Source organism: Microbacterium sp. 71-36 (assembly GCF_001898305.1).
Lineage (GTDB): Bacteria > Actinomycetota > Actinomycetes > Actinomycetales > Microbacteriaceae > Microbacterium.
The window spans coordinates 217,887-230,072 of the sequence record NZ_MKTP01000004.1 but is presented as its reverse complement, the minus strand read 5'-3'; the positions used below and the strand labels follow the sequence as shown (position 1 = coordinate 230,072).

At 70.1% G+C, this 12,186-nt stretch carries 11 protein-coding genes; 8 read left to right on the top strand and 3 right to left on the bottom strand.

Features of this window, described 5'->3' with window-relative positions; genetic code table 11:
- Nucleotides 1-167 precede the first annotated feature (167 nt).
- Together pdxH and BGO45_RS12545 are read left to right on the top strand one after the other, a co-directional pair.
- A complete protein-coding gene (gene pdxH, locus BGO45_RS12550) occupies nt 168-809 on the top strand; it encodes a pyridoxamine 5'-phosphate oxidase (RefSeq protein ID WP_292694743.1) in 642 nt (213 codons plus the stop codon).
- Nucleotides 810-893: 84 nt separating this feature from the next.
- Nucleotides 894-1,016 carry a hypothetical protein gene (locus BGO45_RS12545; RefSeq protein WP_292694741.1) on the top strand — a complete coding sequence of 41 codons (123 nt, stop codon included), beginning with the start codon at nt 894-896 and terminating at the stop codon, nt 1,014-1,016.
- 12 nt (nt 1,017-1,028) lie between these two features.
- Here the strand turns inward: BGO45_RS12545 and BGO45_RS12540 are convergent, their stop codons facing one another.
- Nucleotides 1,029-1,958 (bottom strand): DUF1295 domain-containing protein, encoded by a 930-nt coding sequence (locus BGO45_RS12540; RefSeq protein WP_292694740.1) that lies wholly within the window; start codon nt 1,956-1,958, stop codon nt 1,029-1,031.
- Entirely contained in the window at nt 1,955-3,781 is a 1,827-nt protein-coding gene (locus tag BGO45_RS12535) for a long-chain fatty acid--CoA ligase (RefSeq protein ID WP_292694739.1), read from the bottom strand. The genes BGO45_RS12540 and BGO45_RS12535 overlap by 4 nt, the downstream gene beginning before the upstream one ends.
- 252 nt (nt 3,782-4,033) lie before the next feature.
- Here BGO45_RS12535 and BGO45_RS12530 point away from each other — a divergent pair, with 252 nt between their 5' ends.
- The 6 genes from BGO45_RS12530 to BGO45_RS12505 all read left to right on the top strand — a co-directional run bounded on the left by BGO45_RS12530 (nt 4,034) and on the right by BGO45_RS12505 (nt 11,372).
- Nucleotides 4,034-5,050, top strand: a complete 1,017-nt coding sequence (locus tag BGO45_RS12530) for a LacI family DNA-binding transcriptional regulator (RefSeq protein WP_292694738.1) — start codon at nt 4,034-4,036, stop codon at nt 5,048-5,050.
- A 115-nt stretch (nt 5,051-5,165) separates the two neighbouring features.
- On the top strand, nt 5,166-6,488 hold the full coding sequence (locus BGO45_RS12525) for an extracellular solute-binding protein (protein ID WP_292694736.1): 1,323 nt from the start codon (nt 5,166-5,168) through the stop codon (nt 6,486-6,488).
- A complete protein-coding gene (locus tag BGO45_RS12520; RefSeq protein ID WP_292694735.1) occupies nt 6,488-7,453 on the top strand; it encodes a carbohydrate ABC transporter permease in 966 nt (321 codons plus the stop codon). Before BGO45_RS12525 ends, BGO45_RS12520 begins: the two co-directional genes overlap by 1 nt.
- Nucleotides 7,450-8,337, top strand: coding sequence for a carbohydrate ABC transporter permease (locus BGO45_RS12515; protein WP_083696632.1), 888 nt, complete (start codon nt 7,450-7,452; stop codon nt 8,335-8,337). The genes BGO45_RS12520 and BGO45_RS12515 overlap by 4 nt, the downstream gene beginning before the upstream one ends.
- A 58-nt stretch (nt 8,338-8,395) precedes the next feature.
- Nucleotides 8,396-10,621, top strand: a complete 2,226-nt coding sequence (gene yicI, locus BGO45_RS12510; RefSeq protein ID WP_292694732.1) for an alpha-xylosidase — start codon at nt 8,396-8,398, stop codon at nt 10,619-10,621.
- Nucleotides 10,622-10,628: 7 nt separating this feature from the next.
- Nucleotides 10,629-11,372 (top strand): MBL fold metallo-hydrolase, encoded by a 744-nt coding sequence (locus tag BGO45_RS12505; RefSeq protein WP_292694730.1) that lies wholly within the window; start codon nt 10,629-10,631, stop codon nt 11,370-11,372.
- Nucleotides 11,373-11,502: 130 nt separating this feature from the next.
- On the opposite strand, the gene BGO45_RS12500 is transcribed toward BGO45_RS12505, so the two are convergent.
- A partial coding sequence (locus tag BGO45_RS12500; RefSeq protein ID WP_292694729.1) for an HNH endonuclease signature motif containing protein occupies nt 11,503-12,186 on the bottom strand: 684 nt, incomplete at its 5' end.

Here is a 12,186-nt window from a genome sequence, read left to right as displayed (position 1 = left end):
TATTCCTCATCGGCATCGGGACGAGCGGAGGAGAAACGGTGAGCGGAGGACGGATGCCGCGCGGCCCTTCCTCCGCTCGGTGAATCTCCTCCGCTCGTCCGCTGCCGTCGCTCGCATCCCCGGCGGTCGTACGATGGTGCCTCCGAGCCCCACCGGAGGACCCCGCGATGACCGAGAACCCCCTCGCCCACCGGCTCGACTACACGCTCGCCGAACTCGCCGACGGCGCGCTCGCCGCGTCGCCGATCGACCTGTTCCAGCGGTGGCTCGCCGATGCCGCCGACCTTCCCGAACCGAACGCGATGGTCGTCTCGACCGTGGATGCCACCGGCGCGCCGACCTCGCGCACCGTGCTTCTGCGCGGCATCGATGACGACGGGGCGCTCTGGTTCTTCACCAACCGACAGTCGCGGAAGGGGCGCGCGCTGGCGGAGAATCCGGCGGTGTCGGTGCTCTTCCCCTGGTACGCGCTGCAGCGACAGGTCATCGTGCTCGGCACAGCGATCCCGCTGCCGCCCGAGCGCGACGACGCGTACTTCGCGTCGCGTCCGCGCGGGTCGCAGCTGTCGGCCTGGGCGAGCCACCAGTCGGAGACCGTGGCATCCCGCGCCGCCCTCGAGGAGCAGATGGCGGCGGTCGAAGCGCGGTTCGTCGACGGGGCCCCCGTGCCGCGTCCGCCGCACTGGGGCGGCTACCGCATCGAACCGCGCGAGATCGAGTTCTGGCAGGGTCGCCCGTCGCGGCTGCACGACCGGATCGTGTTCACGCGCGACGGCGACGCGTGGGCGGGAGTGCGGCGGCAGCCCTGATTCCCCGGCGGATGCTTGCCTCCGCGGCATCCATCGCGCAGAGTGGGGGAGGATCCGCTCTCTCGTCCCCCCTCGGGAGCAGCCATGACCCCCGTCATCATCCTCGCCCTCGTCGGCGGCGCGTCGCTCGCCGTCACCGCCACCGCTCTGTGGCGCACGCCCGCGACGCGCGACGCGTTGCGGCGGGCTTTCGGCCGCGCCGACTGAACCGAGCCGGACCTACTCCCGCACGCCTCCGCGCGCGGTCAGCGCCGGGATCAGCACCGGAGTGCCGTCGCGGTACGCGCGGTAGTCGGCTCGGTCGCCCCACTTCTCGTCGGCGCGCTTCTCGAGCAGCGGGATGCCGCTGACCCGCGTGAGCAGCAGGATCACGAACAGCGGCGACAGCACCGCCACCCACTGCCAGCCCTGCAGCACCGGCGCGGCCACGACGAACACGCCGACCCACACGAGGATCTCGCCGAAGTAGTTGGGATGCCGCGAGCGCGACCACAGGCCCGTGCGGATGAACTCGCCCCTGTTCGCCGGGTCGGCGCGGAACGCCTGCTTCTGCAGGTCGGCGACGACCTCGACCACCAAGCCGACGATCCACACGACGATGCCGACGATCGCGAACACGTCGAGGGGCGCCCGGTGATCGGCATCCGCGCTCATCGCGATCCACGCGGCCGACGCGGTCAGCGAGACCCACAGGCCCTGGATCGCCCACACCTGCAGGAACCGCAGCGGCTTCGTCTTGATCTCGTCGAAGCGGCCGTCCGATCCGGCGCGGTGCACCCGGGCGAACAGGAACGACCCCAGACGTGCGGCCCACACGACCACCATCGCCGCGAGGATCCAGCCGCGCACATCCTGGCCGGGCGCGAGCAGGGCCACCGCCACCGACACCGCGATGAACGTGAGGCTGCCGGTGAGGTCGAAGAAGCGCTCGGTGCGACGCAGGGCCGAGGGGATGAACACCAGGAACTGGATCAGGAACGCCGCCGCGACCGCGAGGGCGAACACCGGGATGCCGGCGACCCGCGCCCCCGAGAAGCTCCCGGCGACGGCGAGTCCCGCGCCGATCAGCACGGCGACGACCACCGCGATCAGCGCGGATCGGTTCTGCTTCGCGGGCGAGCCGGTGGAGGTGGTGACGGGGGCGCTCATGACGGGGCTCCTCGGTACAGGGATGCGATGGTCTCGGCGGCGCGGTCGACCACCACGGTCCGCTTGATCTTCAGGGTCGGGGTCACCAGCTCGCGGTCGTCGAGGTCGGCGACGACCAGCTCGAACCGGCGCACCTGCTCGCTGCGCGACACCAGCGCGTTCGCGGCGTCCACGGTGCGCTGCAAGTGGGCGTGCAGTCGCGGTTCGTCCACGGCGCGCAGGCCCGCGGGTGTGCCGGCATCGAAGGGCAGACCCGCGGATGCCGCCCACGCGGCCGCCTGCTCGGCATCCAGGATCAGCAGCGCGCTGAGGTACGGCTTCCCCTCGCCGACCACGACGGCGTGCTGGACGAGCGGGTCGGCTTCGACCGCGGCCTCCCAGCGGACGGGGACGATCGTCTTTCCGTTGGAGGTGACGATGACGTCCTTGACGCGCCCCTCGAGGATCAGCCGTCCCGCGTCGTCGAGGCGACCCAGATCGCCGGTGCGGAAGAAGCCGTCGACGAAGGCCTCGGCGTCGTGACGCGGATCGCGGTAGCCCGCGAACACGCCCACGCCTTTCGCGAGCACCTCGCCCTCGTCGCTGATGCGCACGGTGGAACCCGGGAGCGGCAGACCGACGGTGCCGGACGCGATCCGGCCGGGGAGGTTGCCGGTCAGCGGCGCGGTGGTCTCGGTGAGTCCGTAACCCTCGATGACCGGCACGCCGAGCCCCCGGAAGAACAGCGACAGCTCGGCGTCGAGGCTCGCCCCGCCCGACAGCATGTAGTCGACCCGTCCGCCCATCACGGCCCGCAGGCGCCGGTAGAACAGGGTGTCGAAGACGGCGTGACGCACGCGATGCCCGAGCGGGATGCGGCGGGGGAGGCCGGCATCCTCCCGCTCGGCGAGTCGACCGGCGGCGACGGCCGTGGAGCGCGCCCGCGCCCACACGCCCGACAGCCCCTTCTCGGCGGCCTTGTCTCCCGCCGCGGCCTGGATCTTCTGCAGCACCCGCGGCACGACGACCAGGAACGTGGGGCGCAGCGTCGCGAGCGTCGGCACCACGGCGGCGGGATCCGTCAGGTGGGCGATGCGCATGCCGCTGGCGATGCAGATGAGCTGCAGGCCGCGGGCGAGCACGTGCGCCAGCGGCAGGAAGATGATCGTGTTGCCCTCCGGATGCACGACCTCGCGGTAGGCTGCCGCGATGTTCCGCACCTGGCCGAGGAAGTTCGCGTGGGTCAGGACGGCGCCCTTGGGCTCGCCGGTGGTGCCGGAGGTGTAGACGATGGTCGCGGGGTCGTCGTGTCCGGCGCGGGTGCGGCGGTGCTCGAGCTCGTCGTCGGAGACCCCGGCGCCCCGGGCGGAGAGGGCCGGGAGGTCGTCCATGCCCCACACCCCGATGGTCTCGTCGACGGATGCCAGGGCGTCGGTCAGCAGCGCGATGTGCGTCGGGCCCCCGCCGATGCCCACGCGCACACGCGCGTCGGACACGATCGCGGCGACCTGGGAGGCCGAGGACGACTCGTACACGGGCACGACCACGCCGCCGGCGAACCACGTCGCGAGGTCGGCCACCGCCCACTCGTAGCGTGTCGGCGCCATGATGGCGACCGCGTCTCCCGGAGCCAGGCCGACGGCGATCAGGCCCTTCGCGAGGGCGCGCACCTCGGCGAGGAAGGCCGCCGTGGTGATCGGGCTCCAGGCGTCCCCGGTTCCGGCCGTCGGGGGGACCTCGAAGGCGACGTGGTCCGGGGCCGCTGCCGCGCGGCGGACCAAGAGGTCGGTGACGTTCGCGAAGGCGTCCAGGGACACCAGGGCAGGAGTGTGCGACTCGCGCATCGCGGCCTTCCGGTCGGTCGTGCGAGGCCCCGGTCGGCGGCGAGGCTTCGCGGTGCGCGATCCGCGGCACCACCTTCATTTTCGGAGGTGGCGGGCGAACGGATGGGACCTTGACGAAAGGGTCGGGCGTACCGCCGCCTCACGCTTTTGTTGTCGAAACCAACTTAAGCCTTGCGCTCGGTGTCGGATGTGGTCTAGCTTTGCCGTCGAAGCGCTTCCCGGAAGCGCTTAGACAGCAACGAAGGAGTCGCTATGGCAGGGATCGACGAGGTCGCCCGCGCTGCGGGTGTGTCGATCAGCACCGTCTCCTACGCGCTGAGCGGCAAGCGTCCGGTCTCGGTCGAGACCCGCCGCCGCATCCAGGCCGCGGTGCACGAGCTCGGGTACAGCCCCAACGCGGGTGCCCGCATGCTCGCCGGCAGCCAGACGAACATCTTCGCCCTGTCCGAGCCGCTGCGCGCCGACAGTCACGCCCCCAGCCACATGGCGTTCATGCACGCCATGACCGTCGCCGCGCGCCGCAAGGAGTACGACATGCTCCTGCTCACCGACGAAGACGCGTCGGCCGGCATGAAGCGCGTCGCGGCGAGCGGACTCGTGGACGCCATCCTCGTGCTCGACGTCGCCCCCGACGACCCCCGCGTGGAGATCGCGCGCTCCAGCGCCACCCCGACGCTGTTCGTCGGCATCCCGAACGACCACGACGATCTCGTGTGCGTCGACCTCGACTTCGAGCGCGCGGCCGTCGAGGCCGTCGACCGCCTCGCCGACGCGGGGCACCGCGAGATCGGCCTGATCGGCGGGTCGCGGCGGGCGTACGAGAAGTCGAACTTCCCGCCCCGCGTGCGCGCCGCCGTCATGTCGCGCGCGACCGAGCGCGGGGGCAATGCCCGGGCCGTGGCGTCCGGCGAGATCGTCACCGACCGCGCCCACGTGCGGGAGTCGGTGCGCGAGTTCGTCGCCGCCGGCGTCACCGGCATCGTGCTGCACGCCCCGGAAGAGGTGCTGCAGGTCGTGCTCGTCGAACTCGCCGCGCTCGGCAAGAGCGTGCCGGGCGACGTCTCCATCGTGTCGGTCGGCAGCAGCTTCGACACCGACGCGCAGCCCACCCCGGTCGACTCGATCCCGCTGGTGCCCCAGAGCTCCTGCGAGCTCGCGGTCGACCTCGCCATCGAGCTGATCGCCGGACGCCCCGTGGCATCCGGTCTCCATCTCATCCCACCGACCTACCTGGACCGCGGCTCCGTCGCCGCGGCCCCTTCCGCCTGACCCTCCCAACTCCACAGCCTGCGTCGTTCGCCCGTCATCGAAGCGCTTCGACGCATCCGCCCCCGCTAGCGGACACCCACCAACCCAGCGGATCACAGTGAAAGGAGTGCCAACGATGGCACGCACCACCGCACAACGACGCGCGACCCGAACCCTCGCGGCCGTCGGCTCGATCGCCGTCGCCGCCCTCGCCCTCTCCGCCTGCAGCGGAGGAGGAGGCGACGCCGGTTCCACCGACGGCGCCGGCAAGACCCTCACGCTCTGGCACTACGAAGGCGCCGACAGCGCGATGGCCAAAGCCTGGAACGCCGCCATCCCGATCTTCGAGAAGCAGACCGGCGCCACCGTCAAGGTCGAGGAGAAGTCCTTCGAGCAGATCCAGAAGACCGCCAGCCAGGTGCTCGACACCGACGCCGCCCCCGACCTCCTCGAGTTCAACAAGGGCAACGCGACCGCGGGCTTCCTCGCCAGCACCGGCCTGATCGCCGACATCAGCGACGCCGTCACCCAGTACGGATGGGATGCCAAGCTCGCCCCGTCGCTGCAGACCACGGCGAAGTACAGCTCCGACGGCGTCATGGGCGGCGACACCTGGTACGGCGTGCCCAACTACGGCGAGTTCGTCGGCGTCTACTACAACCTCGACGCGTTCAAGGCTGCCGGCCTCGAGGTGCCGAAGACCTACGACGAGTTCACGAAGGTGCTCGACGCGTTCGTCGCGAAGGGCATCACGCCGCTCGCCGAGGCCGGTGCCGAATACCCCCTCGGACAGCTCTGGTACCAGCTGGCACTGTCGAAGGCCGACCGCTCGTGGGTCGACGACTACCAGCTGTACAAGAACCCCGTCGACTGGAACGGCTCCGAGGTGACCTACGCCTCCGACACCCTCAAGCAGTACGTCGACAAGGGCTACATCGCCAAGGACGTCTCGTCGGTGAAGGCCGAGGACGCCGGCGTCTCGTTCATCAACGGCACCTCGCCGATCTTCGTGTCCGGCTCGTGGTGGTACGGCCGCTTCGCCTCGGACGCGACCTTCGACTGGACCCTCTCGGCCTTCCCGGGGTCGAAGCTGTCGCTCGGATCGTCGGGCAACCTGTGGGTCGTGCCCGAGCGCTCGAAGCAGAAGGACCTCGCGTACCAGTTCATCGACATCACGATGAGCCCCGAGATCCAGGCCATCATCGGCAACAACGGCGGCGTGCCCGTCGCGGCCGACACCGCCGACATCACGGATGCCAAGAGCAAGGAGCTCATCGACACGTTCAACGGCATCCTGCAGGACGACGGTCTGTCGTTCTACCCCGACTGGCCCGCGCCCGGCTTCTACGACGTGCTCGTGCAGGAGCTGCAGGGCCTGGTGACCGGTTCGCAGGACCCGGCGACCACCAACGCCAACCTCGGCAAGAAGTACGACGAAGGCACGGCGGACTTCCGCTGATGGCCCTTCTCAACCGACCGGCTGCTCGGGTGGCGCTCCCGCCCGAGCAGCCGGCCATCCCCCAACGCCGCGGCGGCACCGCCGGGTACTGGCTCTACCTGCTGCCCGGCTTCGTGCTGCTGCTGGTGATCGTCATCGTCCCCCTCCTGTGGAACGTGCTGCTCACCTTCACGAAGTGGCGCGGTGTCGGCGACCCCGAGTTCATCGGCCTCGACAACTGGGTGAAGCTCCTCGGCGACGAGGACTTCTGGACCTCCTTCACCAACTCGGTGTGGATGGTCCTCGCGATGGTGGTGGTCCCCACCGTCATCGGCCTCGCCGTCGCCGCGCTGCTGTTCGACGTCGTCGGTCGGAAGTTCGGCGGCAAGGTCGGCAGCTTCCTCCGCGCCACCTACTACCTGCCGCAGATCCTCCCCATCGCCGTGGCCGGCATCGTCATCGGCTGGATCGTCCGGCCCGGCGACACCGGCGCCCTCAACCAGATCCTCGGCAGCCTCGGCATCCCCTCGTACGACTGGCTCGGACAGATGCCGTCGGCGCTCATCGTGCTCATGGTCGTGCTCGTGTGGGTGCAGATCGGCTACCCGGTCGTGGTGTTCATGGCCGCCCTGCAGCGCGTCGACCCCGAGCTGTACGAAGCCGCCGAACTCGACGGGGCCAACTGGTTCCAGCGGTTCACCGCGATCACGGTCAGCATCATCCGCCCCGAGATCTTCGTCGTCACCCTCACCTGCACGATCGCGGCGCTGAAGGTCTTCGGACCCGTGTACGTCATCACGCAGGGCGGGCCGGCCGGATCCACCATCGTCCCGGCGTACTACGCCTACCTCGAGTTCTTCACGAAGCGGAACGTCGGCTACGGCGCGACCATCGCGACGGTGCTGACGATCCTCGTCGTCATCGTGTCGATCGTGTTCATCCGCGTGCAGACCTCGCTCGAACGCAAGGAAAGGGCCGGACTGTGACCGCCACCGCCGTCATCACCACCGGACGCCCGCCGCGGCGCAGCGGCCGGGGTGGCATGACACGTCGTCGTCCCGTCGACTGGCTGCTGCTCGCGCTCGTCGTCGTCGGCGCGCTGCTCGTGCTCGCGCCGTTCTACCTCGTGCTCGTGAACTCGTTCAAGTCGCCGGTCGACTACGCCACGTCGGGTCCGCTCGCTCTGCCGCAGCAGCTCGACTTCGGCGGGATCATCGACTTCTGGAACCGCGTCGACTTCCCCCGCAAGGTCGGCAACTCGATCCTCATCTCCGGAGTCGTCGCGGTGCTGGCCGTGGGCATCTCGATGCTCAACGCCTTCGCGATCGGCATCGGACGCGTGCGGGGTCGCACGGGGATCGTGCTGCTGTTCCTGCTCGCGAACCTGCTGCCGCAGGAAGCGCTCCTGTACCCGCTGTACTACATGTTCAAATCCGTCGGCCTCTACGACAACCTGCTGTCGGTCATCATCGTCTTCACGGTGATCCAGGCGGCCTTCGGCACGTACCTGCTGTCGTCGGTGTACGGCACGTTCCCCCGCGAGATCCTCGAGGCCGCGTCGATCGACGGCGCGACCCGCTGGCAGATCCTGTGGCGCGTCGTCTTCCCCATCAGCCGCCCGACCCTGTCGGTGCTCGTCATCTTCTTCTTCATCTGGACGTGGAACGAGTTCCTGATCCCCCTGACGTTCCTGGCATCCAATGACAACCAGACCGTCCCCGTGGCCATCAGCGTGCTGCAGGGCGACCGGTTGATGGATGTCACCACGATCAGCGCCTCGGCCCTGCTGGGCATCATCCCGACCCTGATCTTCTTCCTGATCTTCCAGCGCACGCTCACGCGCGGCATCACGGCGGGGGCCGTGAAGTGAGGATCTTCCCCTTTTCGTCTACGCCGACCCGCGGCATCACGGCAGGAGCAGTCACGCAATGAAGTTCACCGATGGTTTCTGGCTCATGCGGCCGGGTGTCACCGTCGACTACGCCGCCGAGGCGTACGACATCGCGCCCACCGACACCCCTGACGGGCCGGGGCTGATCGTGCACGCCCCGACGAAGGTCATCGCCAAACGCGGCGACGTGCTCAACCGCAGCGTCCTCACCGTGACGCTGTCGTCGCCGCTCGAGGGCGTCGTGCGGGTGCGGGTCGTCCACCACGACGGTGCCCGCCGACCGGTCGGTTTCGCCCTGCCGGGTGCGGTGGTGGGCGGGGGGAGCGTCGACGTCGAGGCCGGCACGCTCACCGCGGGGCGGCTCACCGCGCGGGTGGCGCCGGGAGCGCCGTGGGACCTGTCGTTCGAGGTCGATGGGACGCGCGTCACGGGCAGTGGCATCCGGTCGCTCGGTCGGGTCAGCCTCGCCGAGGGCGCCGACGTCGAGACCGGGGTGATCGGCAACGCCGGCGCCGACACGGGCGTGCCGTTCTCGCGGCACTTCGTCCACGAGCAGCTCGACCTGGGCGTCGGCGAGGCGATCTACGGCCTCGGCGAACGTTTCGGGCCCGTCGCGAAGAACGGGCAGACCGTCGACATCTGGAACGCCGATGGCGGCACCTCGAGCGAGCAGGCCTACAAGAGCGTGCCGTTCTACGTGTCGTCCGGCGGGTACGGCGTGCTCGTCAACGACCCCGGCCACGTGTCGTTCGAGATCGGCTCGGAGAACGTCGAGCGCGTGCAGTTCTCGGTCTCGGGCGAGGCGCTGGAGTACTTCGTGATCGCCGGCCCGACCCCGAAGGAGGTGCTCGAGCGCTACACGGCCCTCACCGGGCGGCCGCCCGTCGTGCCGGCGTGGTCGTTCGGGACGTGGCTGACGACGTCGTTCACCACCGACTACGACGAAGCGACCGTGAACTCGTTCATCGACGGCATGGCCGAGCGCGACCTGCCGCTGTCGGTGTTCCACTTCGACTGCTTCTGGATGCGCGAGTTCAACTGGACCGATTTCACGTGGGACGAGCGGGTGTTCCCGGATCCGGATGCCATGCTCCGGCGCCTCCACGACCGTGACCTGCGCGTGTCGGTGTGGATCAACCCGTACATCGCGCAGCGCTCGCCGCTGTTCGCCGAGGGTGTCGAGCACGGCTACTTCGTGCGGCGGCCGGACGGGACGCCGTGGCAGTGGGACCTGTGGGTGCCGGGCATGGCGCTCGTCGATTTCACGAACCCGGATGCCGTGCGCTGGTACCAGTCGTACCTGCGGCGCCTCATCGCGCAGGGGGTGGACTGCTTCAAGACCGACTTCGGCGAGCGGATTCCCACCGACGTCGTGTACTTCGACGGCACCGACCCCGAGCGCATGCACAACCTCTACGCGCAGCTGTACAACCAGGCCGTGCACGAGGTGCTCGTCGAGGAGCGGGGCGTCGGCGAAGCCGTGCTGTTCGCGCGCTCGGCGACGGCCGGCGGGCAGACGATGCCCGTGCACTGGGGCGGCGACAACTCCTCGACGTTCGCGTCGATGGCCGAGACGCTGCGCGGCGGTCTGTCGCTCGCGTGGAGCGGCTTCTCGTTCTGGAGCCACGACATCGGCGGGTTCGAGGGCACCCCCGACCCCGCCGTGTTCAAGCGGTGGATCGCCTACGGGATGCTGTCGTCGCACAGTCGCTTCCACGGCTCGGACTCGTACCGGGTGCCGTGGGCGTTCGACGACGAAGCCGTCGACGTGACGCGGCAGTTCTCGCGCCTGAAGCTCCGGCTCATGCCGTACCTGTACGCTGCGGCGCGCGCGGCGGCGTCCACTGGCGTTCCGATGATGCGGCCGATGGCTCTGGAGTTCCCCGACGACCCGACGACGCTGCACCTCGACCGGCAGTACATGCTCGGACCCGACGTGCTCGTGGCGCCGGTGTTCTCGGCATCCGGGGACGTGACTTTCTACCTGCCGCCGGGGGAGTGGACGCACCTGCTCTCGGGGGAGCGGGTCACCGGCGGAGTGTGGCGTCGCGAGACGCACGGCTTCGACTCGCTGCCTCTGTACGTGCGGCCGGGCGCGGTGCTGCCCTGGGGGGCGCGCGAGGACCGGCCCGACTACGACTACCTGGACGGGTTGACGCTGCGGGTCTTCCCGGGGGGTTCGGGCGTGGCCGAGGTGACCGTGACGGCTCCCGACGGGCGGACGGAGACGTTCCGCGTGGACCGTGCGGAGGTGACAGAGTAGCCGGACCATGTCTTCCCCGCTCCCGTCGCTTCACGAGGTCGCACCGGGGGTGCTCGTCGCCACCAGTCGTGTCATGCAGATGAACACGACGGTGGTGACGGCCTCGGGTCGCGCATTGCTGATCGATCCGGGCTGGATGCCGGATGAGCTCGACGCGCTCGCGGCTTCCTTGCGCGAGAAGGGTCTGACGGTCGCCGAGGGATTCGCGACGCACGCGCATCACGATCATCTGCTGTGGCATCCCTCCTTCGGTGAAGTGCCGAGGTGGGCGTCGGCGCGGACGGCCGAGCTCGCGCGTGCGGAAAGGGATGCTCTGGTCGCGGCGCTCGGGCCGGAGTTCCCTGGTGACCTGGTCGAACTGATGGGGCGAGTGGATGCCGGCTCCCCCACGTTCGACGTCGAGCTCGTCGTGCACGACGGGCATGCCCCGGGGCACACGGCGGTCTGGCTCCCGGGGTCGCGCGTGCTGGTCGCGGGCGACATGCTCAGCGACGTCGAGCTGCCGTTGCCGTTCGACCCGGACGACGTTCCGGCGTACGAGCGGGCGCTCGACGTGCTGGCGCCGTACGCGCGCGCGGCGCGGGTGGTGATCCCGGGGCACGGCAACGTCGGCTCGGACGCTCACGCGCGGCTCGAGGCGGACCGGCGATATCTCGCCGACATGCGGCGGGTCGGCGAGTCGACCGACCCGCGCCGCGCGAACTCCGGCATGGAAGACGAGTACGCGCGGCTCCGCGAGCTGCTGGCGTAGGTGCCGGCTCGCCACGCTGCGGAAGAGTCGGCGCAGCCGCGTGACTGCCTCGCTCCGCGCAGTTCTGGCGTGTGATCCGAGATACGTGACGCAGGCGCGCGCGACCGCGCGGATGCGCCCACGTCCGGTTTCAGAACGGTGCCGGTTCGCGTTCATGGTCGGTCGGGGGTGGCGGGTCGGTCGAGGGCTGCGGCGAGGTGGGGTCGTCAGGGCGGAATCTGACCGCGGGTGAATAGGGCAGCGGTTCGTCGATGTAGACGCATCCGGTGGGGGAGGTCCACTCGAGTACCCCGGCGGGGAGTTGATGGACTTTCCAGCGGGTGAACTGCTTCTGGGTGTGGTGTCGCTGGCAGAGGTGGGCGAGGTTGGTGACGTTGGTGGGGCCGCCGAGGGCGTGGTCTCGGGTGTGGTCGACTTCGCAGCGGACGGCGGGGGTGGTGCAGCCGGGCCAGCGGCAGTGGCGGTCGCGGGCGCGGAGGTGTCGGTCGATCGCGGTGGTGCGGGCGTAGGTGTCCGTGTGGAGCACGGCGCCGGTGACGGGGTGGGTGAGGACCCGGTCCCAGGGCAGCGGGGTGGCGTCGGCGAGGGCGCGGGCGGTGTCGGCGTCGATGGGTCCGTGTCCGACGAGGGTGGCGGGGTCGGAGTTCTCGGTGCCGGGGTGCCGCATCGTCAGCGCGGGAACGACGACCTGCACGCGCGCGCGGATCGCCCCGAGGACACCGGGGCCGTCATCGGCGCGGGTGGGGTCGGCGTCGGGTGCGGCGGTCAGGAGGAGATCGGCGAGGATGTCCGCGCGGACCTGATCGGCCGTACG